We start from the raw sequence: 22,388 nt of genomic DNA on the forward strand, positions 1-22,388 counted from the left end.
CGTAGCGTTACTTGGAAGCCTTGTATTCTATGGCAGACGCAAACTGCTGCAACGTCGCCGGCGGCACTTCGCCGAGCACGGTGATCCAGTAGTCGCCGCGGCGCTTCACGAGAACGTTCGTTGCACCGGTGCTGCCCGCGCCTTCCTTGCGCGTATTCTTTTCGGCCGGCTCGATGAAAACCGAGATCGTCGCGAGGCCATCGGTGAAGACGGCCTGATCGACCGCGATCGGCGGCTCGCCCGCGTCGCGCGCAGCCATCGGCCGGCGCACTTCACGAATCTTCTGGAAGCCGGCCACACTCGGTGCGAGCTGCCAGCCCTGCGCTTCCATGTCGACCGTCGCGACCGGCGGGCGCACGACCGTCCAGCCGCTCAGGTTGCGCATGCCGGCCGCGATCGCGGCCTTGTCGCCGCTCGCGCCGCCCGCCTGCAGCTGGGAGAACGCAATCTGCTCGAGCACGTGATCGTTCGCATCGAGCGTCTGCGAACGCAGCAGCAGCCCGGTGCGCGCGTCGGCCCACAGCTTGTACGTGAAGCGGTATGCATCCTTCGGCACGAGCTCGACGACCTGCGCGTCGATCCCGGCCACGCGGTCCTTGCCGAGCGACTTCGCGTCGTAGACGGACATCACGTGCTCGCCGCTCGCGCCGAGCAGCGCGGGGAACGAGTCGCGCGTCTGACGGCGCTCGACCACGCACAGCTTGCGCTCGGGCACGAACGTGTACAGCTCGTCGTTGTGCCGCAGCAGCTTGCGCGGCTTGCCGTCGAGCGTCTCGATCCGCTCGAATTCACCGTCGCGGGACGCGACGTGCGCGATGCGCGACGACTGGACATACCCGCCGCGCTGGTAGACGAACGTGCCTTCGTAGCTCTGCTGCTGCGCCGCCTGCTGGACGCGGTCGAGCCAGTCTGCCGCGCCCTTGCGGGTCGCGACGGGATCGTCCGGTTGCTGGGCGCTGGCAGGAAGGGATTGAACGGACAACAGGGCGGCTGCGCAAAGCAGGAGGGCCGGCAGCCGCTTCCATCCGGAGATGGCGTGATTCAACTGCAATGTCCGCATCGGGTTTATTGGCCTGGCGTGGTGGTCACGGCTGCGCGGATCAGCGGCATCGAACCCGTGACGACGGGCTGCTGCGCGAATTGCTGGTGCGCTTCAAGATATTGGTCGAGGCTCGCGTCGCGAATGATGTTGACGTCCTGCAGGCCCGGCTGGGCCGATGCCTGCGCCACCGTCACGCGCTGCAGGTTGCCGCCCTGCTGCGCACCGGCCGACGCGACCTGGACGGCGCCCGGGGCACCGGCCGTCTGCATCTGCGGGACGACGATCCACGTCAGCGTGGCCGCCGCGGCCGCGACCGCGAACGCAGGCACGACGCGCCGGCGCAGCGACAGCAGCTTGCGCGCGACCGGCGCGGCCGCCGGCGCGAGCAGGTGCGGCTCGCTTTCGAGCGCAGCCGACATGCGCGCGGTGAACGCGACGCTCAGTGCGGGCGACAGCGCGAGCTCGTCCGAGCGCAGCGCATCGCCGATCAGGTGGTAATGGGCCCACGCAGCGCGATCCGCGCGGTCGAGCTCAGCCAGAAACTGCCCGTGTTCCGGGCCATCGAACATTTCGCCGTCGACCAGCGCGGAAAGGCGCTCGCCGCGCGAGCACGCTTGCGATTGCGTATTGACCGACCCCATGATGCTCCCCATCTTGCACACCCCGTCGTGACTTCACGACTCTAACCGTAACTAGACCCCGACCCGCGTCGTTCCACCCTTGGCGCTTACCAGCGCTTGCCTTCGGGCGTATCGAGCAGCGGACGCAATTTGGCAGCGATTGCTTCGCGCGCACGGAAGATCCGCGACCGGACCGTCCCGATCGGACAGCCCATCATTTCCGCGATCTCTTCGTAGCTCAGGCCCTCGATCTCGCGCAGCGTGATTGCCTGGCGCAGTTCTTCGGGCAGCAGAGCCATTGCAGCGTTGACCGTCTCGGCAATCTGCTTGCTCATCAACATCGACTCAGGCGTGTTGATATCCCTTAGTTGGTCTGCATCGGAGAAAGTTTCCGCTTCCTCCGCATCGGCCTCGGTCGAAGTCGGCGCCCGGCGGCCTTGCGTCGCAAGGTAGTTCTTCGCCGTGTTGACGGCAATTCGGTACAACCACGTATAGAACGCCGATTCGCCGCGAAATTGCGGCAGCGCACGATACGCCTTGATGAACGCGTCCTGGGCCACATCCTCGACCTCGGCGGGATCCCGCACGAGGCGCGAGATCAGCCGAATGATCTTCCGGTGGTATTTGGAGACCAGGAGTTCGAACGCCGCCTTGTCGCCCTTCTGTACGCGCTCGACCAGAGCCTGATCGATTTCTTTTTCACTCACCTGACAAATCCGTTAACTAGGGATGCAACGCGGAGCGTTATTGTAGCGTTCCGGCGCCGGCCGCTGGTTACGGTCGGTAACCATGCCGCCGTCATGCCCGCCCCGCCGCGCCCGCGGTTCTCGCCAGCACGGACAGCGCGCTGAACGATGCCGCGTCGAGCGCATCGGCCGGAATCAGCAGCGGCCGGGCCCGCCGGGCGCCCTGCCCGACCGACAGCACCAGCAGCAGGCTGCTCCAGTGCGCATGGCCCGTCACGCGGCCGCGGGCCAGCAACCGCCCGGTGCGGCCAAACGCCGCAATCTCCCCGAACGCATCGATCCGCAGCTCGGCCGGCAACCGGCGGGCACAAGCCCGCGCCGCGCATACGGCCAGCAGGGCGGCCGTCACGGCCGACACGCCTGCGCCGGCGGCAGCGCCCGCGCGCGGCGCCCAAAACAGGTATGCCGACGCGGCAGCCGACGCGACGAATGCGGCCAGCAGGAGATACGACACGGCCGAGGCCCGCAACGCAAAGCGCTGCGGACGCCCGGCCGGAGCATCGAATGGACTCGTCAAGCGATTCGACGTCAGACGCGCTTGAACACCAGCGTGCCGTTGGTCCCGCCGAAGCCGAAGTTGTTCTTCACGGCGACGTCGATCTTCATGTCACGCGCGGTGTTCGCGCAGTAATCGAGATCGCACTCGGGGTCCTGGTTGAAGATGTTGATGGTCGGCGGCGACACGTTGTTGTGCAGCGCCAGCACCGTGAACACCGATTCGAGGCCGCCCGCGCCACCCAGGAGGTGGCCCGTCATCGACTTCGTGGAGTTGACCACCATCTTGTACGCGTGCTCGCCGAAGGCCGCCTTCACCGCGTCGGACTCGTTCTTGTCGCCCAGCGGCGTCGACGTGCCATGCGCGTTCAGGTACTGGACCTCGTCGGGGTTCACGCCGGCGTCGCGCAGTGCCGCGACCATGCAGCGGCGCGGGCCGTCCATGTTCGGCGCGGTCATGTGGTACGCGTCGCCCGTCATGCCGAAGCCCGAGACTTCCGCGTAGATCTTCGCGCCGCGCGCCTTCGCCGCCTCGTACTCCTCGAGCACCATCACGCCGGAACCCTCGCCCAGCACGAAGCCGTCGCGGTCCTTGTCCCACGGACGCGACGCGGTAGCCGGATCGTCGTTGCGGGTCGACAGCGCGCGTGCTGCCGCGAAACCGCCGATGCCGAGCGGCGACACCGTCGATTCGGCGCCGCCCGCGACCATCACGTCGGCGTCGCCGGCCTGGATCAGGCGCGCGGCGAGGCCGATGCTGTGCAGGCCGGTCGTGCAGGCCGTCACGGCCGCGAGGTTCGGGCCCTTCAGGCCGAACATGATGCTCAGGTGGCCCGAGATCATGTTGATGATCGAACCCGGCACGAAGAACGGCGAAATCCGGCGCGCGCCGCGATCGACGTAGGTCTGGTGCGTATCTTCGATCATCGGCAGGCCGCCGATGCCGGAACCGACCAGCACGCCGATGCGTTCCGCATTGGCTTCAGTCACTTCCAGCCCGCTGTCCCGGAAGGCCTGGACGCCGGCGGCGATGCCGTAATGGATGAACGTATCCATGTTCCGGGCTTCCTTCGCCGGGATGTACTCCTCGGCGCTGAAACCCTTCACTTCGCCCGCGAAATGGCAGGCGAGGTTCGACGCATCGAACTTCGTGACGGTGGCGATGCCGGACTTGCCGGCGACGAGATTGGCCCAGCCGTCGGCAACACTATTGCCAACAGGCGAAATCAGCCCCAGGCCTGTAACGACAACACGACGGCGGCTCACGGTAACCTCTTTTCCATTATTGGATGACAAAAACAAAAGCCACAGTGGCCACAGGAACCAGCCCTGCGAGCCCTGTGGCTGTTAGTCCGTCCGGCGCGAAGCCGGCAGGATGGCGCGTCAATCGCGAAGATCGCGGCGACGTGGCGGACAAGCGCGAAAGGCGCTTACGCCTTGACGTTTGCGCGAGCGTAGTCGATCGCTTGCTGAACGGTCGTGATCTTCTCTGCTTCTTCGTCCGGGATTTCCATGCCGAACTCGTCTTCCAGAGCCATCACCAGCTCGACCGTATCGAGCGAGTCGGCGCCCAGATCGTTCACGAACGAAGCTTCGTTCTTGATCTCGGCTTCCGCGACGCCCAGTTGTTCAGCGACGATCTTCTTGACACGTTGTTCGATGTTGTCCATTACCCCTCCGAGGGAAAGTTCAGATTTACAAGTGCGCGCATTTTATCAGGTTTGCTGACGCCAAAACGCGCGTTGGCTTGATGGTCGATCAAGCGCCGATCCGCCTGAAAATCGGGATACGGCGCGGATGGTAAACGAAAACCGTTACGACATGTACATGCCGCCGTTCACGTGCAGCGTCGTGCCGGTGATATAACCGGCCTGCGGCGATGCGAGGAACGCGACGGCATGGGCGATGTCTTCCGGGCTGCCGAGGCGGCCGAGCGGAATCTGGGTCTTGAGCGCGGCCTGCTGTTCTTCCGGCAGCGTCTTCGTCATGTCGGTATCGATGAAGCCCGGCGCGACGCAGTTCACGGTGATGCCGCGGCTGCCGATCTCGCGCGCGAGCGCACGCGTCATGCCCGCCACGCCGGCCTTCGCGGCCGCGTAGTTGACCTGACCCGGGTTGCCGGCCGAACCGACCACCGACGTGATGTTGATGATACGGCCGCCGCGCGCCTTCATCATCGGGCGCAGCACCGCGCGCGACAGGCGGAACACCGACTTCAGGTTGGTGTCGATCACCGCGTCCCAGTCCTCGTCCTTCATCCGCATCGCGAGCTGGTCCTGCGTGATGCCCGCGTTGTTGACAAGCACGTTCAGCGCGCCGAATTCCTTCACGGTCGCATCGATCAGCGCCTCGGCGGCGGCTGCGTCGTTGACGTTCAGCACCGCGCCGCGGCCCGTGACGCCCGCTTCCGCGAATGCCGCGGTGATCGCGGCGGCGCCCGCTTCGCTCGTCGCCGTGCCGATCACCGTCGCGCCCAGGCGCGCGAGTTCGAGCGCGATCGAACGGCCGATGCCGCGCGACGCGCCGGTCACGATCGCGACCTGTTTATCGAGAGTCTTGTCCATGAATCGAATATCCGTTTCTTGGGAAAAGGCGCCGCGTCAGGCGGTCACCAGCTTGAGCGCTTCGTCGAGCGACGCCGGATCGAACACCGACGCACCCGTCAGGTTGCCGTCGATGCGCTTCGTCAGGCCGGTGAGCACCTTGCCCGGACCGCATTCGATCACGTGCGTGACGCCGGTACCGGCGATGTGCTGCACGCACTCGACCCAGCGCACCGGGCCGGCGGCCTGGCGCACCAGCGCGTCCTTGATCGCGGCCGGATCGCTGATCACGGCCACGTCGATGTTGTTCACGACCGGAATCTGCGGCGCCTTCACGTCGACGTTCGCGAGATAGTCGCGCAGCTGGTCCGACGCCGGCTTGAGCAGCGACGAATGGAACGGCGCCGACACCGGCAGCGGCAGCGCGCGCTTCGCGCCCTTCGCCTTCGCGATCTCGCATGCCTTTTCGACCGCGGCCTTGCTGCCTGCGATCACGACCTGCGCGGGCGCATTGAAGTTCACCGCTTCGACGACGCCCGCTTCCGCAGCCTCGGCGCACACCGCGCGCACCGTATCGTCGTCGAGGCCCAGGATCGCGGCCATGCCGCCCTGGCCGACCGGCACGGCCGTCTGCATCGCCTGCGCACGGAAGCGCACGAGCGGCACGGCGTCCTTGAACGCGAGCGCACCCGCGGCGACGAGCGCCGTATATTCGCCGAGGCTGTGGCCGGCGACGATCGACGGCGCCGGACCGCCTGCCTGCTGCCACGCGCGGTAGCATGCATAGGCGGCCGTCAGCATCACGGGCTGCGTATTGGTGGTCAGGTTCAGCTCTTCGGCCGGGCCTTCGGCGATCAGCTTGCCGAGATCCTGATTGAGTGCATCGGACGCTTCCTGAAGCGTCTCGCGCACGACGGCCAGATCGGCGAATGCGTTGAGCATGCCGATTGCCTGCGAGCCCTGCCCCGGAAAAACGAATGCAAATTTCATATCGTCCCCAATTGAATCGATTCGGACGGCGCGCACGAACGGCGCGCCGATGGGATCCGCGCGCAGCGGTCGCGCGCCGCGGATCAGAAGCGGAAGACCGACGCGCCCCAGGTGAAGCCGCCGCCGACGCCTTCGATCAGCACGTGCTGGCCACGCTGGATGCGACCGTCGCGCACCGCGGTATCGAGCGCCAGCGGGATCGACGCGGCCGACGTGTTGCCGTGCTGGTCGACCGTCACGACCATGCGCTCCTGCGGCAGGCCGAGCTTGCGGCAGGTACTGGTCATGATGCGGATGTTGGCCTGGTGCGGAATCAGCCAGTCGATCTGCTCGGGCGCGAGATTCGCCTTCGCGAGCGCCTCGATCGCGACCTTTTCGAGCACGTTGACCGCGAGCTTGAACACGGCCTGCCCGTCCATGTACAGGAACGCGCTGCCCTCGATCACGCCGCGGTTGACGTTACCCGGCGTGCAGAGGATGTGCGAATAGCTGCCGTCCGCATGCAGCGCGCTGCCGAGCACGCCCGGCTCTTCCGATGCGGACAGGATCACCGCGCCCGCGCCGTCGCCGAACAGCACGCAGGTCGTGCGGTCCTTGAAGTCGAGAATGCGCGAGAACGTCTCCGCACCGACCACGAGCGCCGTACGGTGCTGGCCGCTGCGGATGAAGCTGTCGGCCGTCGCCATGGCATATGCGAAGCCCGAACACACGGCCTGCACGTCGAATGCCGCGCCGCCGTTCTTGATGCCGAGCTTGTTCTGCAGCAGGCACGCGGTGCTCGGGAACACGAAATCGGGGGTCGAAGTCGCGACGATGATCAGGTCGATCGACTGCGGATCGACACCGGCCGCCTCGATCGCACGACGCGACGCCTCGAGCGCGAGATCGCTCGTCGTGACGTCCGGTGCGGCGAAATGGCGCGCATGGATGCCCGTGCGCGCAACGATCCACTCATCGCTCGTCTCGATGCCTTCCTTCGCAAGACGATCGGCCAGCTGCTGGTTCGTGACGCGGTCGGGCGGCAGGTAGCTGCCCGTGCCGAGCACGCGGGAATAGAGAGTCGATTGGGCCATTTATGCTTTAGAGGATTGCGCAGCGGAAGGTTCGGCGTGATGGCCTGCGGCCGGGCTTGCCTGGCCCGCGCCGCCCGCGTCGTGTTCGCCGTCGCCGAGCGACACCGAATTATCCGCCATCGCGCGCGCGAGGCGCTCCAGCACGCCGTTTTTGACGGCATCATACCCGCGTTTGATCGCCCACTCAAACGCGTAGGCGTCGGCCGAACCGTGGCTCTTGATCACGAGGCTCTTCAGCCCCAGCAGCGCCGCGCCGTTGTACTGGCGATGGTCGACGCGCTTCTTGAAACGCATCAGCACCGGCAGCGCGAGCAGCGCCATCAGCTTCGACATCAGCGAACGGCCGAACTCCTCGCGGATGATGTCGGACAGCATCTGCGCGAGCCCTTCCGACGTCTTCAGCGCGACGTTGCCGACGAAGCCGTCGCACACGATCACGTCGACGGTGCCCTTGTAGATGTCGTTGCCTTCCACGTTGCCGCGGAAATTGAGCGTACTGGCGCGCAGCAGTTCGCCTGCGCGCTTGATCGTCTCGTTGCCCTTGATGACCTCTTCGCCGATGTTCAGCAGGCCGATCGTCGGGCGATCCTTGCCTTCGAGCGCGGCCACCAGCGCGTGCCCCATCTCCGCGAACTGCAGCAGGTGCTGCGGCTCGCAGTCGACGTTCGCGCCGAGGTCCAGCATCATCGTATAGCCGGTCGGGTTCGGCAGCGCGAACGCGATCGCAGGCCGCTCGATGCCGGGCAGCGTCTTGAGTACGTAACGGGAAACCGCCATCAGCGCGCCGGTATTGCCGGCGGAGATACAGGCCTGCGCCGCGCCATCCTTGACGTGGTTGAGCGCGACACGCATCGAAGAATCCTTCTTCTTGCGCAGCGCCACTTCGACAGGGTCGTCCATCGCCACGACTTCGGTGGCGGGAACGATGGTCAGCGCGGGATCGTCGAGGGCTTTCAGCTTCTTCAACTGAGCGCGGATCGCGCTTTCGATGCCGACGAGCATCAGGTGCGCATCGGGATGCGCGCGGACGAACTTGACTGCCGCGGGAACGGTCACGGACGGGCCGTGGTCGCCTCCCATGCAATCGATAGTGAGCTTTACGGTCATGGAATGCGACGAATTTCAGGCACAAAAAAGCGGCAGTTGAATGCCGCCTTTTTGTTGCGCCAGGAAAGTGTCAAGCGAACCAGTTGTCACGCGAACGGCGAGCGTAGCGCGCAACGCGTGACTTGACGCTTAGTCGTTCTTCGTCTTGACGACTTTCTTGCCGCGATAGTAGCCGTTCGGGCTGACGTGGTGACGCAGATGCACTTCACCCGTGCTCGGCTCGACTGCCAGCGGCGCTGCCGTCAGGAAATCGTGCGAACGATGCATGCCGCGCTTCGACGGCGACTTCTTGTTTTGCTGGACTGCCATGACTAACTCCTAAATAATTTTCCGGATTCTAACACAGCCCGATCCGGCGCTTAACTACCCTGGCCCAAAGCCCTTACGCCTTCCCGCGCCACAACTGCTTAGTGTTTCTTGGTGCCGTCACCGTCCTTCTTCAACGCTTGCAGCGCTGCGAACGGATTCGGCCGTTTGCCTTCGTCCCCGGCTTCGTCGGACTCCTCGTCCGTCTCTTCCGCGGGACCGCTCGCACCCGACACGAGGCTTTCGTGGACTGCCGGGCAAACCTCGTGCTTGGGCACGAGCGGCAACGAAAGCAGCAATTCCTCTTCGATCAAGTCGACGAGATCGAACTGGCGTGAGCCCACGATCACATCGGCTTCATCGTCGTCGAGCGGAAATTCTTCAGCCTCTTCTTCGGTCGCGACGACCCGGTACGTCATGTCGACGTCGAACGTCTGGTCGTACGGGGTCATGCAGCGCTGGCACGTGAGCCAAGCATGGCCATGCACCGCGAGGCGCAGGTACGGCTGCTGCCCATCGGCGCCATCGTCCTGCAATTCCTTCTGCGTGAACCCTTCCGCCTGCCAGGTGAAGACCGTGTCGCGATCTGGCGCGTCCGCCGGCACTTCGTTTAACATGCGCGGCAGTTGCGAGAGGCGCACCGCTCCTGCTGCCTGCCGCCCGCTGCGGGCGAACTCGAACAGGTCGACCGCGTGCGGGTCAAGCGCCGCCGCAGGTTTGCCAGAAGAAGTGTTCATGTGCGCTCCTGCCTACAGGCTGACTTGCGAATCCGGCTTGCTACCGCTCGCGTACGGCTCATCCGCGGATGACGTACTTTACTTCCGAAGACCCGGCAGGCGCCATCACAACGAAAGCCTGCCGACGAAAAGCGGGAAAGCATACCTGTTTTACCTTTTGCGGTCAATCACTTAAGCTTGCGTCCGCGCAACGCCGCGCCACACCTGAAGACTCACCGATCCAACCGACCATGCCGGATACCGTTTGCCGCCCGCCGCGGCTGATTCTCGCCTCCAGTTCCCGTTACCGCCGCGCGCTCCTCGAGCGCCTCGGCGTGCCGTTCGACGTCGTGTCGCCCGATCTCGACGAAACCCCGCTCGACGGCGAAACGCCGGCCGCGACCGCGCTGCGCCTCGCCGGCGCGAAAGCGCGCGCCGTCGCCGCGACGATCGACGCGCCGGACGGCGTGCTCGTGATCGGGTCGGACCAGGTCGCGACTTTCGACGGCCTGCAGATCGGCAAGCCCGGCACGCACGAGCGCGCCCTCGCGCAACTCGTGTCGATGCAGGGTCGCGCCGTCGAATTCCACAGCGCGCTTTGCCTGTACGACAGCCGCACGGGCGAAGCGCAGGTCGAGGACGTCGTCACGCACGTGCGCTTCCGTTCGCTGCCCGAAGCCGAACTCGACGCGTACCTGCGCGCGGAAACGCCGTACGACGTCGCCGGCAGCGCGAAATCCGAAGGGCTCGGCATCGCGCTGCTCGACGCGATCGACTCCGACGACCCGACCGCGCTTGTCGGCCTGCCGCTGATCGCGCTCACGCGGATGCTGCGCGCCGCCGAATACCCGCTGTTTGCAACCACCCGTGGAGACCGCGCATGACCGCCGGCACGCTTTACCTCGTCCCGAACACGCTCGGCGAAGGCGACGAATCGATGCTCGCGGCCGTGCTGCCCGCTGCCGTCCAGGCACGCGCCGGCACGCTCGGCTATTACATCGGCGAGAACGCGAAAACGACGCGCGCGTTCCTGAAGAAGATCGGCACGACGCGCCCGATCCAGGAAATCGAGATCAGCGAACTGAACGTCAATACGCCGGCCGGCGCCATCGACCGGCTGCTCGCGCCCATCCTGGCCGGCGCGGACGCCGGCCTCGTGTCGGAGGCCGGCTGCCCCGCCGTCGCCGATCCCGGTGCGCTGCTGGTGCGCCGCGCGCACGAGCGCGGCGTGAAGGTCGTGCCGCTCGTCGGGCCGAGTTCGATCCTGCTCGCATTGATGGCGTCGGGCCTGAACGGCCAGAGCTTCGCGTTCAACGGCTACCTGCCGGTCGATGCGGCCGCGCGTGCGAAGCGCCTGCGCGAACTTGAACAACTGTCACGCAAAGCGCGCCAGACGCAGATCTTCATCGAAACGCCGTACCGGAATCACGCGATGCTCGACACGCTGGTCGCGACCTGCGCGCCGTCGACGCAGATCTGCGTCGCGGCCGACCTGACCCTCGCGACCGAGACGATCGCGAGCCGCACCGTGGCCGACTGGAAAAAGGCGCCTGCGCCGAATCTGCACAAGCGCCCGGCGATCTTCCTGCTGCTCGCCAACTGACGCCGCGCCCGGCGATCGGTCAACTGGAAGGCGGGCCATCGCGGCCCGCCGCCAGCGGTCAGCGGTCAGCGGTCAGCGCAGGCTGACCGATGCACCGCCGGCCGTCAGCGCCTTCATCGCGGCACCACCGACGGCCGCGCCGAACTTGCGCGCGACACGGTTCGTCAGGCTTTCCTTCACCGTGTAATCGACGAGATCCGGTGCCTTCAGCACGTCGCGCGCGACCGTGTCGGTCGTGCCGTAGCCGTCGGCGAGCCCGAGCTCGACGCTCTTCTCGCCCGTCCAGAACAGGCCCGAGAACATGTCGGGAGTTTCGTGCAGCCGCTTGCCGCGGCCGTCCTTCACGGCCTTGATGAACTGCGCGTGCACCTGGTCGAGCAGCGCCTGCGCGTGCGTGTCCATCTTCGGCGTCTCCGGCGAGAACGGATCGTAGAAGCCCTTGTTTTCACCTGACGTATGCAGGCGGCGCTCGACGCCGAGCTTGCCCATCAGCCCGGTGAAACCGAAACCGTCCATCAGCACGCCGATCGACCCGACGATGCTCGCCTTGTCGACGAAGATCTTGTCGGCCGCGGCCGCGATGTAATAGCCGCCCGACGCACACATGTCGGTCACGACGACGTACAGCGGCTTGTCCGGATGCTTCGCGCGCAGCCGCCGGATCTCGTCGTAAACCATGCCGGCCTGCACGGGGCTGCCGCCCGGGCTGTTGATCCGCAGCACGACGCCGACCGTGCCATCGTCGTCGAACGCGGCGTCGAGCGCCGTGTTGATGTCGTCGGCGTTCGCGTTGACGCCGGCCGCGATCTCGCCGTCGATCGTCACGAGCGCCGTATGCCGCCCGCTCGACGAAAACTTCGAATCGCTCGAGAAATCGATCAGCGCGAACGCGAACAGCACGAACACGCCGAGGAACGCGAAGCGGAAGAAGATTTTCCAGCGCCGCGCCGCACGCTGCTCCTTGACGGCCGCGAGCGCGATCCGCTCGAGCGCCGCGCGCTCCCAGCTCGGTTCACGGTTGTCGGGACGGGAGGAGGAATCCGGGGAATTCGGTTGGTCGGCCATGCAGTAGTGTCGTCAGTCGGTCGTGGCGGGAGTGGCCGGATACAGGTCGGCATCCGGTACCCAGAATACCGCACGGCCGTCGGGCGTGTCGCGTTCGTCGACCTCGACCGGCCGCAGGCGGCCGCCGCGGCACGGCCCGCCGACGCACTTGCCGGTGTCCGGCGCGTAGATCGCGCCGTGCGTCGCGCACATCAGGTAAAGGCCCGACGACTCGAAGAACTGCCCTTCGGCCCAGTCGAGCTCCATCGGCACGTGCGCGCAGCGGTTCAGGTAGCCGTAGGCGCGCCCTTCGTAGCGCACGAAGAACACGACGGCCTGCTCGCCGCGCAGCGTCGCGTCGACGCGCACGCCGGCACCGCCGTCGCTCAGCGCGTCCGATGCGCATACGCGCACGGCGTCCGGTGCCGTGCTCATGCGTACTCCCTCAGCCATTCGGCCAGCGCGCCGACATCAGGCGCCACGAAGCGCGGCGCCAGCGCCGCCAGCGCATCGGCCGGGTGCGCGCCGTATGCGACACCGACGCCGGCCGCACCGGCGCTCGCGGCCATCTGCAGGTCGTGCGTCGTGTCGCCGATCATCACGGTGCGTGCGAGGTCCTGCCCCAATTCCCGCGACAACTCGTGCAGCATCGCCGGGTGCGGCTTCGAGAACGTCTCGTCCGCGCAGCGCGTCGCGTCGAACACGCTCGTCAGCTTCGACTGGTCGAGGACGCGATTCAGCCCCACCCGACCCTTGCCGGTCGCCACCGCGAGCAGGTAGCCCGTGTCGCGCAGTTCGGCGAGCAGTTCGCGTACGCCGGCGAACAGCTCGATGCGCTGGTCGTCGAGCAGATAGTGATAGCGGTAGCGCTCGGCCAGCCGCGCATAGTCGGACGGATCGAGGGTCGGAGCGGTAATCTGCAGCGCATCGCGCAGGCCGAGGCCGATCACGTAGCGCGACGCCTCGTCGGACGGCGTGGGCAGGCCGAGATCACGGCATGCGGCCTGGATGCTGTGCGCGATGTGCGCAGTCGAATCCATCAGCGTGCCGTCCCAGTCGAAGACGATCAGGTCAAATTGCTGTCGAGCCATGCGGTTCAGGCGGTATCGCGCAATGCGCTGAGTTGATCGAGGAAACGCCGGCAGTCGTCCGGCAGCGGCGCGTCGAACTGCAGCGCCTCGCCGGTGATCGGATGGGCAAGCCGCAGCCGGTGTGCATGCAGGAACATCCGCTTCAGCGACGGTTGCGCGTTCGCGCGCGCCAGCGCCTTGTTCAGTGCGAAATCGCCATACTTGGCGTCGCCGGCGATCGGCAGGCCGAGATGCGCGAGGTGCACGCGGATCTGATGGGTCCGACCCGTTTTGAGTTCCGCTTCGACGAGCACATAGTCGGACCAGCGGTCGACGAGGTTGAACACCGTATGCGACGGCAGCCCGTCGTCCTGCACGCGCACGCGGCGCTCGCCTTCCGGGGTCGAATACTTGAACAGCGGCGCCTTCACCGCGCGGCGACGGCCCCAATCGGGCTGCCATTCGCCGTGCGCGCACGCGAAGTAGCGCTTGTCCATCCGGTTCTCGCGGATCTGTTCGTGCAGGCCGACCAGCGCCGTGCGCTTCTTCGCGAGCATCAGGATCCCGGACGTCTCGCGGTCGAGCCGGTGCACGAGCTCGAGGAATTTCGCGCGCGGGCGCGCCTGGCGCATCTGCTCGATCACGCCGAACGCGACGCCGCTGCCGCCGTGGACCGCGACGCCGGCCGGCTTGTCGATGACGAGCATCGCGTCGTCCTCGTACAGCACGGGGAAATTGGCGGGCGGCACGACCGGCGTGTCGGCGCGCGCGAGGTCTGCGGCCGCCACGCGCACCGGCGGCACGCGGACGAGGTCGCCAAGCTCGAGGCGGTACTGCGCGTCGATCCGGCCCTTGTTGACGCGCACTTCGCCGCTGCGGAGGATCCGGTAGATATGGCTTTTCGGCACGCCTTTACAGACGCGCAACAGGAAGTTGTCGATCCGCTGACCGGCCGAGTTTTCGTCGATCTCGATCATCGATACCTGGCCGCTTGCGACCGAATTCTGGGATATTTTGCCTAACTCATTCATACTGAATATAATTTTGCCCAGCCTGACGTTGAGGGTGGCCTGACCGGCCGGCCCCGGCTGAATCGGGCAAGGCGCAAGCGCAAACTGCTATTTTACTTGCGCCGGGGGTCCGCTGCTCACCCCTAATCAAAGAGATGCAGCAAGTTGCACGCACGGCGCCGACCGTCGGCAAGGATCGCGCCCACAGGCGGATTCGGTCGGCAAGGCGCCGCGGTAACGGAAAGTTGGTTGAAAAGAATTTGATCGGCAGCCCGACGGCGCGAGGTGCGTCCGCAGGCTGCCGGTTGCGAAAATTACGGCGTTGCGCCCGATTTGGTCCCGCGAAGCGTGCGGGGCTTGGCGACGTCAAACCAGGGAAGTACACCCCAAGCGGGAAAGTCGGGCTGGATTCGATACTCCCCGCTGCGGCCCAAGCCGCAGCATCTGCCGCCCGTCGGCGCGCGCGACGCATTGCGCGCGCCCGTGGCAATGCCCGGACTCAGGCTTAGCGCGCTTTTGCAGCGTGCGGTGTGTGAACGCCGTGCTTTGAAGCCGTATTCGCAGGTGCCCTATGGCCGCCGGCCCCGTCTTTCGGGCCCAAGCGCCTCTTCAGGCAATTCTCCCCGCCATCGTTCCCGCTCCAGCGTGCTCGTGACAACACAACAAGGTGCGGCCTGCCGTCGTTCCCGCTCTCGCGACTGACAACCGCGAGGCGCCGGTAGCGGAGCCGCCTGGAGTCGTTCATGAAACGCATGCTGTTCAATGCGACGCAGCAGGAGGAGCTGCGCGTCGCCATCGTCGATGGGCAAAAGCTCATCGACATCGACATCGAAACCGCCGGGCGCGAACAGCGCAAGGGCAATATCTACAAAGGTGTCATCACCCGCATCGAGCCGTCGCTCGAAGCGTGCTTCGTCAACTACGGCGAAGACCGCCACGGCTTCCTGCCGTTCAAGGAAGTCGCCCGCCAGTACTTCAAGGAAGGCATCGACATGCGCTCCGCGCGCATCCAAGATGCCCTGCGCGAAGGCCAGGAGCTGATCGTCCAGGTCGAGAAGGAAGAGCGTGGCAACAAGGGCGCCGCCCTCACCACCTTCATCTCGCTCGCCGGCCGTTACCTCGTGCTGATGCCGAACAACCCGCGCGGCGGCGGCGTGTCGCGCCGGATCGAAGGCGACGAGCGCCAGGAACTGCGCGAAACGATGGCGCAGCTGCAGATTCCGGACGGCATGAGCATGATCGCCCGTACCGCGGGCATCGGCCGCAGCGCCGAGGAACTGCAGTGGGACCTGAACTACCTGCTGCAACTGTGGCGCGCGATCGAGGCTGCCTCGCAAAGCGGCAACGCGGGCCAGCCGATGCTGATCTATCTGGAATCGAGCCTCGTGATCCGCGCGATCCGGGACTATTTCCAGCCCGATATCGGCGAAATCCTGATCGACACGAACGAAATCCACGATCAGGCCCGTGCGTTCATGGACATCGTGATGCCGGACAACGTCGCGAAGGTGAAGCGCTACCACGACGACGTGCCGCTGTTCTCGCGGTTCCAGATCGAGCACCAGATCGAAACCGCATACTCGCGCACGGTGCCGCTGCCGTCGGGCGGTGCGATCGTGATCGACCACACCGAAGCGCTCGTCGCGATCGACGTGAACTCGGCGCGCGCGACCAAGGGCGCGGACATCGAGGAAACGGCGACCCGCACGAACCTCGAAGCGGCCGACGAAGTCGCCCGCCAGCTGCGCCTGCGCGACCTCGGCGGCCTGATCGTGATCGATTTCATCGACATGGAATCGGCCAAGAGCCAGCGTGAAGTCGAGCAGCGCCTGAAGGACGCGCTCAAGCACGACCGTGCGCGCGTGCAGATGGGCAAGATCTCCCGCTTCGGCCTGATGGAGCTGTCGCGCCAGCGCCTGCGTCCGGCCCTGTCGGAAGGCAGCCACGTGACGTGCCCGCGCTGTAACGGCACCGGCCACATCCGCGACACCGAATCGTCCGCGCTGCAGGTCCTGCGGATCATTCAGGAAGAAGCGATGAAGGAAAACACCGCGGCGATCCACTGCCAGGTGCCGGTCGAGGTGACCGCCTTCCTGCTGAACGAGAAGCGTCAGGAAATCAACAAGATCGAGTCGCGCTTCAAGGTCGGCATTGTGCTGATCCCGAACAAGCACCTCGATACGCCGCACTACAAGCTCGAGCGCCTGCGTCACGACGATGCGCGCCTCGACGATCCGCGCGCGTCGTGGAAGATGGCCGAGGAAGCGGCCCGCGAACTCGAGTCGGAAACCGGCTACAGCAAGCGCGCGGCAGAAGTGAAGCCGAAGCAGGAAGCCGCAGTCAAGGGCATCACGCCCGAGCGTCCGGCCCCGAGCCCGGCACCGCAGCGTCCGGTCGAACCGGTTGCCGCACCCGCCCCTGTCGCCGCGGCAAGCGGCGGCTTCATCGGCTGGCTGAAGGGCCTGTTCGGCGTGTCGCCGGCGCCGGCGCCCGCACCGGTTGCTCCGGCACCGGTGAAGGAGCAGGCAGCCCGTCCGGCCCGCGAGCGGACCGAGAAGACCGAGCAGCGCGGCGGCGATCGCAATCGCAACCGTCGTGGCGGCACGCAGCAGGCGCAAGGCGGCCGCGACCAGGCAGCGGCAGGCCGTGGCCAGTCGCAACGCCAGGAGCGCGAAGGCAAGGAAGTGCGCGAACCGCGTGAAGGCCGTGAGCCGCGCGAAGGTCGCGAGCCGCGCGAAGGTCGCGAAGGTCGTGAAGGTCGTGAAGGTCGTGAAGGCCGAGAAGGTCGTGAAGGCCGCGAAGGTCGTGAGGGCCGTGGCCCGCGCGAAGGCCGCGAACCGCGCGAGCCGCGTGAAAGCCGTGAGCCGCGCGAACCGCGTGAGAACCGCGAGCCGCGCGAACGCGCCGAGCAGCAGGAAGCCGTCGAGGCAGCCGGCCGTGGCGAACGCCAGGAACGCGGCGAGCGTCGCGAGCGCGGTGAGCGCCGCAAGCCGACCCAGCATGCGGCCACGCTCGAGACCGTCAACCGCGGTGAAAACCACCCGGAACCGGAAGACGACAAGGCCGTCGCAGAGGCGCTGCCCGGCGCCGACCTGGCAGCCGATGCGGAAGCCGGCGCGCGTGATGGCGAAGAACGTCGTCGTCGCCGTCGCGGCCGCCGCGGCGGTCGTCGCGAACGCGACGAAGACGGCGCAGTCGTCGACCAGGCCGAGCAAGGCGCGGACGGCGAAGCAGCCGTGCACGCCGTGACGCCGGAAGCACCGGCTGCTGTCGAACCGGCCCACACGGCCGCACCGGCAGTCGTCGCGGCCGTGGCGAGCGCCGTCGCCGTGGAAGCAGTCGTCGAGCAGCATGCTGCACCGGCCGCCGTCGAAACCCAGCCGGCACCGGCACCCGTCGAAGCTGCTCCGGTCGAGCCGGCCGCCGCCACCCAGGCAGTGGAACCGGCGCCGGTTGCACCGGCCGTCGTCGCCGAAGCCGGCCCGGCTCCGGTCGAGGTTTCGCCGACCGACGCGTTCGAAGTGCCGGCAGTCCCGGCTGCGGCCCCGGCCGTCGTCGAGGCACCGCAGCCTGCACCCGTCGAGCAAGCCGCACCGGCCGTAGCGACCGAAGCCGCTCCGGTGGCTGTCGAGCCGGCACCGGTCGAAGCTGCGCCGGTCGAGGCCGTCGCAGCTCCGGCACCGGCAGCTGCTCCCGCGCAACCGGCAGCCGCGCCCGCTTCGGCGAGCCTGGATGTCGTGCTGGAGCAAGCCGGCCTCGTCTGGGTGAACACGGACGCCAGCAAGTTCGCCGCTGCGCAGGAAGCCGCGTCGCAACTGCCGCGCCCGGCCCGCGTGCCGCGTGAACGCAAGGTGCTGCCGCCGGCCGATACGGCCCCGATGCAGCAGGTCGAAACGACGCATCACTAAGTCGCATCGCCTGACCAGGAAAAGCCCGCCCCCGGCGGGCTTTTTCTTGTCCGCGCTGCGGGTTTCCGCCCACCGGACCAGCCGGCCGCTTGCGGCTAAAATAGAGGTCTGGTTCGCACTTCTTTCAACATGTCCCGACGCATCATTCCTCTTGCCGACGTCAGCGGGATGCCGGACGTCTCCGGCGTCGCGCATGCCCCAGACGGCACGCTGGCCGACACGTTTGCCAGGCCGCTGCGCGACTTGCGCATTTCGGTGACGGACCGCTGCAACTTCCGTTGCGTGTACTGCATGCCGCGTGCGGTCTTTGACAAGGACTACCCGTTCCTGCCGCACAGCGCACTGCTCACGCACGAGGAAATCGAGCGCGTGGCACGGCTCTTCGTCGCACATGGCGTCGAGAAGATCCGCATCACCGGCGGCGAGCCGCTGCTGCGCAAGAATCTCGAATTCCTGATCGAGCGCCTCGCGCGCCTGACGACGCACGCCGGCCGCCCGCTCGACCTGACGCTGACGACCAACGGCTCATTGCTGGCGCGCAAGGCGCGTGCACTGAAGGACGCCGGGCTCACACGCGTGACGGTCAGCCTCGATGCGCTCGACGATGCGCTGTTCAAGCGCATGAACGATGCCGAGTTCGCGAGCGCCGACGTCCTCGACGGCATCTTCGCCGCGCAGGCCGCGGGCCTTGCGCCGGTCAAGGTCAACATGGTCGTGAAGCGCGGCACCAACGACAGCGAAATCCTGCCGATGGCCGAGCGTTTCCGCGGCACCGGCGTGGTCCTGCGCTTCATCGAATACATGGACGTCGGCACGTCGAACGGCTGGAACATGACCGAGGTGCTGCCGTCGGCCGACGTCGTCGCGCGGATCGCCGAACATTTCCCGCTGGTGCCGCTCGAGCCGCACACGGCGGCCGAAACCGCGCAACGCTGGGGCTACGCGGACGGCAGCGGCGAGATCGGCGTGATCTCGAGCGTCACGCAGGCGTTTTGCGGCGACTGCACGCGCGCACGGCTGTCGACCGAAGGCAAGCTGTACCTGTGCCTGTTCGCGTCGACGGGTCACGACCTGCGCGCGCTCGTGCGCGGCGGCGCGAGCGACGCGGAGATCGCGACCGCAATTGCCCGCATCTGGCAGGCCCGCACCGACCGCTATTCGCAGCTGCGCGGCAGCGCGTCGGCCGAAGCCATGCCCGACGGCACCGGCAAGCGTGTCGAAATGTCGTATATCGGCGGCTGACGCACGCCGGCCCGTTCCGCTCTCGCACGATGCCCGCTTCCGCCTCCCCGTCGATCGCCGGCCTGCTGCTCGCCGGCGGGCGCGGCACGCGCATGGACGGCGTCGACAAGGGCCTGCAGCTGCTCGACGGCACGCCGCTCGCGCTGCACGTGCTGCGCCGGCTGTCGCCGCAGGTCGACGAGACGCTGATCAGCGCAAATCGCCATGCCGACCGCTATGCCGAACTCGGTGCGCCGTTCGATGCGCGCATCGTCGCGGACGAAACACCCGACTTCCCCGGCCCGCTCGCGGGCCTGCTCGCCGGCATGCGGGCGGCGCGCGCGCCGCTCGTCGTGTGCTCGCCGTGCGATACGCCCTACCTGCCCGCCGACCTCGTCGCGCGGCTGCGCGCAGCCCTCGACGCGCAACAGGCCGACATCGCGATGGCCGTGACCGTCGATGCAGCGCAGGCGCGCTCGCCGCAGCCGACGTTCGCGCTGCTGCGCACGTCGCTGGCCGACGACCTGGCCGCCCGGCTCACGGCCGGCGACCGCAAGGTGCGTGCGTGGTACGCACGCCACAAGACGGTCGAAGTCGAGTTTCGCGACGAGCGTGCGTTTTACAATGCCAACTCCTGGCAGGAACTCGCCGCGCTGGCCCGTCGCTGACGGCGCACGCGCCGTTACCGCCCGGCACCCGCCGCACGCGAAACCCGCGTCCGGGCACCCTCCTTGCGCCACCGGCCACGAACCCGATACGCCTTGCGGCGCAGTCCGACTGATGATCACGCAATCCTCGCCCGCCCCCCGATCCGCACCCGATTCCGATGCGCCGCTGTCGCTCGCCGACGCACAGGCACTCGCGTGCCGTTTCGCGGTGCCGGTCGACGCGTGCGACACGGTGACGCTGCGCGATGCGCTCGACCGCGTGCTCGCGGCCGACGTGAATGCGCCGTTCGACATTCCCGCGTACGACAACTCGGCGATGGACGGCTATGCATTCGACGGCAGCGCCGGCACGCCCGTGTCGCCGCAAGGTGATATCGAGATGACGGTCGCCGGCGCCGCGTTCGCGGGCCATCCGTTCGACGGCGCCGTGGCAGCCGGCTCATGCGTGCGCATCATGACGGGCGCGCCGATGCCGGCCGGATGCGACACGGTGATCCCGCAGGAACGCGTACGCGTCGACGGCGACACGATCCGTTTCGCCGCGCACGACGCCGCGCCCGGCGCGAACTGCCGCAAGGCCGGCGAGGATCTCGCGCGCGGCGCCCGCGCGCTCGCCGCGGGCCGCATCCTGCGCCCGTCCGATCTCGGCCTGCTCGCCTCGTTCGGTTTCAGCGACGTCACGGTGCGCCGCCGCGTGCGCGTCGCCGTGTTCTCGACCGGCGACGAACTGCGCGAGCCCGGCGAACCGCTCGGTCGCGGCGCGCTGTACGACAGCAATCGCGGCATGCTGATCGCGATGCTGGAACGGCTGCATGTCGACGCGATCGATCTCGGGATCGTCCGCGACGACCCGGCCGCGCTCGAAGCCGCGCTGCGCGACGCCGTCGCCGCGCAGGCCGATGCGGTGATCACGTCGGGCGGCGTGTCGGGCGGCGAAGCCGACTTCACGCGCGACGTGATGGCAAAACTCGGCGACGTGACGTTCGCGAGTCTCGCGCTGCGGCCCGGCCGGCCGCTTGCGTGCGGCACGCTCGCACGCGCGGCCGACGGCGCCGGCCACGCGCTGTTTTTCGGCTTGCCCGGCAATCCGGTCGCGTCCGCCGTGACGTTCTACGCGATCGTGCGCCCGGCACTGCTGACGCTGGCCGGCGCGCAGGCAACGCCGCCGGCGATGTACACGGCACTCAGCACGCAAGCGCTGAAGAAGCGCCCCGGCCGCACCGACTACCTGCGCGGCATCGCGACTCGCGCCGCCGACGGCCGCTGGCACGTCACGCCGGCCGGTTCGCAGAGTTCCGCATCGCTGAGCGGCCTCGCGGCCGCCAACTGTTTCATCGTCCTGGGCCACGATGCCGCGGCAGTCGACGCGGGCACCCCGGTCGACATCCTGCCGCTCGACGGCCTGATCTGAATTCCACCATCGGTATATCTCTACGGGGGCAATCCACACATGAAGAAGCAAATCTCGTCGATCGCCGCGGGGCAGACCGCAAAGGCGCTGATCCTCGTCTACCTGACGTTCAGCGTGCCGATCGTGCTGCTCGGCATTCTCGTCGCGTACATCCGCTACGGGATGGTCGAATTGAGCACGATCCTGAGCGCACTGCTGCTGAACGCCATTCTCGGCTTCGTGCTGCTGTGGATCGCCTGCCACGCGTACAACTGGGTCGCATCGCGTTTCGGCGGCATCGAGATCGTGCTGTCCGATCCGCCGGAGGAAGCGTGAGCGGCATGCCGCTGATGCGCGAGCTGGCCGAGTTCGAGAAGCTCACGGATCTGTTCGTCGCGACCGAAGCCGATCTCGCCGATGCACTGTTCGGCGCACACCCCGCCGCCGAAGCGCGGGTAGCCGAGCAGGACGGCGCGATCGTCGCGTACGCGCTGTTCTTCCACAACTATTCGACGTTCCTCGGCCGTCGCGGCCTCTATCTCGAGGACCTGTACGTGCAGCCGTCGCAGCGCGGCACGGGCCTCGGCACCGCGATGCTGCGTCATCTCGCGGCACTGGCCGTCGAGCGCCGTTGCAGGCGCTTCGAATGGTCGGTCCTCGACTGGAACCAGCCGGCGATCGATTTCTACGAGAAGATGGGCGCCACCGTGCTGCCCGACTGGCGCATCGTCCGCGTGACGGGCGACGCGCTGGATACGCTCGCCGGACAATGAGCCCAGGCCGACCGCGCCGGCGATCGCATCAGACATGGCTTCAAAAGGAAAACGGGCGCCGAG

General features: G+C 67.3%; 24 protein-coding genes. 8 read left to right on the top strand and 16 right to left on the bottom strand.

Annotated elements, in window-relative coordinates; all coding sequences use genetic code 11:
* Positions 1 to 7: 7 nt before the first annotated feature.
* From U5798_RS28215 to U5798_RS28270, 12 genes are all read right to left on the bottom strand, one after another.
* Positions 8 to 1,060, bottom strand: a complete 1,053-nt coding sequence (locus U5798_RS28215; RefSeq protein ID WP_124456019.1) for a MucB/RseB C-terminal domain-containing protein — start codon at positions 1,058 to 1,060, stop codon at positions 8 to 10.
* Between the two features lie 5 nt (positions 1,061 to 1,065).
* Positions 1,066 to 1,683 (bottom strand): sigma-E factor negative regulatory protein, encoded by a 618-nt coding sequence (locus tag U5798_RS28220; RefSeq protein WP_124456020.1) that lies wholly within the window; start codon positions 1,681 to 1,683, stop codon positions 1,066 to 1,068.
* A gap of 86 nt (positions 1,684 to 1,769) precedes the next feature.
* Positions 1,770 to 2,369, bottom strand: coding sequence for an RNA polymerase sigma factor RpoE (rpoE, locus tag U5798_RS28225; RefSeq protein WP_006490873.1), 600 nt, complete (start codon positions 2,367 to 2,369; stop codon positions 1,770 to 1,772).
* A 91-nt stretch (positions 2,370 to 2,460) separates the two neighbouring features.
* On the bottom strand, positions 2,461 to 2,925 hold the full coding sequence (locus U5798_RS28230) for a hypothetical protein (protein WP_124456021.1): 465 nt from the start codon (positions 2,923 to 2,925) through the stop codon (positions 2,461 to 2,463).
* Positions 2,926 to 2,936: 11 nt separating this feature from the next.
* Positions 2,937 to 4,169 carry a beta-ketoacyl-ACP synthase II gene (gene fabF / locus U5798_RS28235; RefSeq protein ID WP_124456022.1) on the bottom strand — a complete coding sequence of 411 codons (1,233 nt, stop codon included), beginning with the start codon at positions 4,167 to 4,169 and terminating at the stop codon, positions 2,937 to 2,939.
* A 164-nt stretch (positions 4,170 to 4,333) separates the two neighbouring features.
* Positions 4,334 to 4,573: an acyl carrier protein gene (gene acpP / locus U5798_RS28240; protein WP_004197638.1), complete on the bottom strand. Its 240-nt coding sequence runs from the start codon at positions 4,571 to 4,573 to the stop codon at positions 4,334 to 4,336.
* Between the two features lie 144 nt (positions 4,574 to 4,717).
* The gene (gene fabG, locus U5798_RS28245) at positions 4,718 to 5,467 is read right to left on the bottom strand and encodes a 3-oxoacyl-ACP reductase FabG (protein WP_124456023.1); all 750 of its coding nucleotides are present in this window, start codon (positions 5,465 to 5,467) and stop codon (positions 4,718 to 4,720) included.
* A 36-nt stretch (positions 5,468 to 5,503) separates the two neighbouring features.
* Complete coding sequence (fabD, locus tag U5798_RS28250; RefSeq protein WP_124456024.1) at positions 5,504 to 6,436, bottom strand: ACP S-malonyltransferase; 933 nt, start codon at positions 6,434 to 6,436, stop codon at positions 5,504 to 5,506.
* A gap of 83 nt (positions 6,437 to 6,519) precedes the next feature.
* Entirely contained in the window at positions 6,520 to 7,509 is a 990-nt protein-coding gene (locus tag U5798_RS28255) for a beta-ketoacyl-ACP synthase III (RefSeq protein ID WP_124456025.1), read from the bottom strand.
* Positions 7,510 to 8,616 (bottom strand): phosphate acyltransferase PlsX, encoded by a 1,107-nt coding sequence (gene plsX / locus U5798_RS28260; RefSeq protein ID WP_124456026.1) that lies wholly within the window; start codon positions 8,614 to 8,616, stop codon positions 7,510 to 7,512.
* Between the two features lie 129 nt (positions 8,617 to 8,745).
* Positions 8,746 to 8,925, bottom strand: coding sequence for a 50S ribosomal protein L32 (rpmF, locus tag U5798_RS28265; RefSeq protein ID WP_006051932.1), 180 nt, complete (start codon positions 8,923 to 8,925; stop codon positions 8,746 to 8,748).
* A 98-nt stretch (positions 8,926 to 9,023) separates the two neighbouring features.
* Positions 9,024 to 9,659 (bottom strand): YceD family protein, encoded by a 636-nt coding sequence (locus U5798_RS28270; RefSeq protein WP_069620558.1) that lies wholly within the window; start codon positions 9,657 to 9,659, stop codon positions 9,024 to 9,026.
* A gap of 230 nt (positions 9,660 to 9,889) precedes the next feature.
* Here U5798_RS28270 and U5798_RS28275 point away from each other — a divergent pair, with 230 nt between their 5' ends.
* Both U5798_RS28275 and U5798_RS28280 read left to right on the top strand, forming a co-directional pair.
* On the top strand, positions 9,890 to 10,522 hold the full coding sequence (locus U5798_RS28275; RefSeq protein WP_124456027.1) for a Maf-like protein: 633 nt from the start codon (positions 9,890 to 9,892) through the stop codon (positions 10,520 to 10,522).
* A complete protein-coding gene (locus U5798_RS28280; RefSeq protein WP_043181959.1) occupies positions 10,519 to 11,241 on the top strand; it encodes an SAM-dependent methyltransferase in 723 nt (240 codons plus the stop codon). The genes U5798_RS28275 and U5798_RS28280 overlap by 4 nt, the downstream gene beginning before the upstream one ends.
* Before the next feature lie 72 nt (positions 11,242 to 11,313).
* Here U5798_RS28280 and U5798_RS28285 read toward each other — a convergent pair whose 3' ends face one another.
* Genes U5798_RS28285 through U5798_RS28300 form a run of 4 tightly spaced genes read right to left on the bottom strand, consistent with a single transcriptional unit; the run spans position 11,314 to position 14,386 of the window.
* Positions 11,314 to 12,306, bottom strand: coding sequence for a S49 family peptidase (locus U5798_RS28285; protein ID WP_124456028.1), 993 nt, complete (start codon positions 12,304 to 12,306; stop codon positions 11,314 to 11,316).
* A gap of 12 nt (positions 12,307 to 12,318) precedes the next feature.
* Positions 12,319 to 12,720, bottom strand: a complete 402-nt coding sequence (locus tag U5798_RS28290) for a Rieske (2Fe-2S) protein (RefSeq protein WP_124456029.1) — start codon at positions 12,718 to 12,720, stop codon at positions 12,319 to 12,321.
* Positions 12,717 to 13,376: an HAD-IA family hydrolase gene (locus U5798_RS28295; RefSeq protein WP_322083861.1), complete on the bottom strand. Its 660-nt coding sequence runs from the start codon at positions 13,374 to 13,376 to the stop codon at positions 12,717 to 12,719. The genes U5798_RS28290 and U5798_RS28295 overlap by 4 nt, the downstream gene beginning before the upstream one ends.
* A 5-nt stretch (positions 13,377 to 13,381) precedes the next feature.
* Positions 13,382 to 14,386 (bottom strand): RluA family pseudouridine synthase, encoded by a 1,005-nt coding sequence (locus tag U5798_RS28300; protein ID WP_124456031.1) that lies wholly within the window; start codon positions 14,384 to 14,386, stop codon positions 13,382 to 13,384.
* A 722-nt stretch (positions 14,387 to 15,108) separates the two neighbouring features.
* Between U5798_RS28300 and U5798_RS28305 the strand changes: the two genes are divergently transcribed.
* The 6 genes from U5798_RS28305 (at position 15,109) to U5798_RS28330 (ending at position 22,325) form a co-directional block, all read left to right on the top strand.
* Positions 15,109 to 18,273, top strand: a complete 3,165-nt coding sequence (locus U5798_RS28305; RefSeq protein WP_322083862.1) for an Rne/Rng family ribonuclease — start codon at positions 15,109 to 15,111, stop codon at positions 18,271 to 18,273.
* A gap of 129 nt (positions 18,274 to 18,402) precedes the next feature.
* Positions 18,403 to 19,515 carry a GTP 3',8-cyclase MoaA gene (moaA, locus tag U5798_RS28310; RefSeq protein WP_124456033.1) on the top strand — a complete coding sequence of 371 codons (1,113 nt, stop codon included), beginning with the start codon at positions 18,403 to 18,405 and terminating at the stop codon, positions 19,513 to 19,515.
* A 29-nt stretch (positions 19,516 to 19,544) separates the two neighbouring features.
* Positions 19,545 to 20,162 (top strand): molybdenum cofactor guanylyltransferase MobA, encoded by a 618-nt coding sequence (mobA, locus tag U5798_RS28315; RefSeq protein ID WP_322083863.1) that lies wholly within the window; start codon positions 19,545 to 19,547, stop codon positions 20,160 to 20,162.
* A 112-nt stretch (positions 20,163 to 20,274) separates the two neighbouring features.
* On the top strand, positions 20,275 to 21,573 hold the full coding sequence (gene glp, locus U5798_RS28320; RefSeq protein WP_322083864.1) for a gephyrin-like molybdotransferase Glp: 1,299 nt from the start codon (positions 20,275 to 20,277) through the stop codon (positions 21,571 to 21,573).
* Between the two features lie 39 nt (positions 21,574 to 21,612).
* Positions 21,613 to 21,888, top strand: coding sequence for a hypothetical protein (locus tag U5798_RS28325; protein ID WP_006476519.1), 276 nt, complete (start codon positions 21,613 to 21,615; stop codon positions 21,886 to 21,888).
* Between the two features lie 5 nt (positions 21,889 to 21,893).
* Positions 21,894 to 22,325 (top strand): GNAT family N-acetyltransferase, encoded by a 432-nt coding sequence (locus tag U5798_RS28330; protein ID WP_322083867.1) that lies wholly within the window; start codon positions 21,894 to 21,896, stop codon positions 22,323 to 22,325.
* Positions 22,326 to 22,388 lie beyond the last annotated feature (63 nt).

This window comes from Burkholderia sp. BCC1972 (assembly GCF_905339605.1).
GTDB lineage: Bacteria > Pseudomonadota > Gammaproteobacteria > Burkholderiales > Burkholderiaceae > Burkholderia.

Coding starts and splice junctions, on each gene's coding strand:
- U5798_RS28215 (WP_124456019.1), bottom strand. CDS start 1,060: ATGCGGACATTGCAGTTGAATCACGCCATCTCCGGATGGAAGCGGCTG.
- U5798_RS28220 (WP_124456020.1), bottom strand. CDS start 1,683: ATGGGGTCGGTCAATACGCAATCGCAAGCGTGCTCGCGCGGCGAGCGC.
- acpP (WP_004197638.1), bottom strand. CDS start 4,573: ATGGACAACATCGAACAACGTGTCAAGAAGATCGTCGCTGAACAACTG.
- fabG (WP_124456023.1), bottom strand. CDS start 5,467: ATGGACAAGACTCTCGATAAACAGGTCGCGATCGTGACCGGCGCGTCG.
- fabD (WP_124456024.1), bottom strand. CDS start 6,436: ATGAAATTTGCATTCGTTTTTCCGGGGCAGGGCTCGCAGGCAATCGGC.
- U5798_RS28255 (WP_124456025.1), bottom strand. CDS start 7,509: ATGGCCCAATCGACTCTCTATTCCCGCGTGCTCGGCACGGGCAGCTAC.
- plsX (WP_124456026.1), bottom strand. CDS start 8,616: ATGACCGTAAAGCTCACTATCGATTGCATGGGAGGCGACCACGGCCCG.
- rpmF (WP_006051932.1), bottom strand. CDS start 8,925: ATGGCAGTCCAGCAAAACAAGAAGTCGCCGTCGAAGCGCGGCATGCAT.
- U5798_RS28270 (WP_069620558.1), bottom strand. CDS start 9,659: ATGAACACTTCTTCTGGCAAACCTGCGGCGGCGCTTGACCCGCACGCG.
- U5798_RS28275 (WP_124456027.1), top strand. CDS start 9,890: ATGCCGGATACCGTTTGCCGCCCGCCGCGGCTGATTCTCGCCTCCAGT.
- U5798_RS28280 (WP_043181959.1), top strand. CDS start 10,519: ATGACCGCCGGCACGCTTTACCTCGTCCCGAACACGCTCGGCGAAGGC.
- U5798_RS28285 (WP_124456028.1), bottom strand. CDS start 12,306: ATGGCCGACCAACCGAATTCCCCGGATTCCTCCTCCCGTCCCGACAAC.
- U5798_RS28290 (WP_124456029.1), bottom strand. CDS start 12,720: ATGAGCACGGCACCGGACGCCGTGCGCGTATGCGCATCGGACGCGCTG.
- U5798_RS28295 (WP_322083861.1), bottom strand. CDS start 13,376: ATGGCTCGACAGCAATTTGACCTGATCGTCTTCGACTGGGACGGCACG.
- U5798_RS28300 (WP_124456031.1), bottom strand. CDS start 14,386: ATGAATGAGTTAGGCAAAATATCCCAGAATTCGGTCGCAAGCGGCCAG.
- U5798_RS28305 (WP_322083862.1), top strand. CDS start 15,109: ATGAAACGCATGCTGTTCAATGCGACGCAGCAGGAGGAGCTGCGCGTC.
- moaA (WP_124456033.1), top strand. CDS start 18,403: ATGTCCCGACGCATCATTCCTCTTGCCGACGTCAGCGGGATGCCGGAC.
- mobA (WP_322083863.1), top strand. CDS start 19,545: ATGCCCGCTTCCGCCTCCCCGTCGATCGCCGGCCTGCTGCTCGCCGGC.
- glp (WP_322083864.1), top strand. CDS start 20,275: ATGATCACGCAATCCTCGCCCGCCCCCCGATCCGCACCCGATTCCGAT.
- U5798_RS28325 (WP_006476519.1), top strand. CDS start 21,613: ATGAAGAAGCAAATCTCGTCGATCGCCGCGGGGCAGACCGCAAAGGCG.
- U5798_RS28330 (WP_322083867.1), top strand. CDS start 21,894: ATGCCGCTGATGCGCGAGCTGGCCGAGTTCGAGAAGCTCACGGATCTG.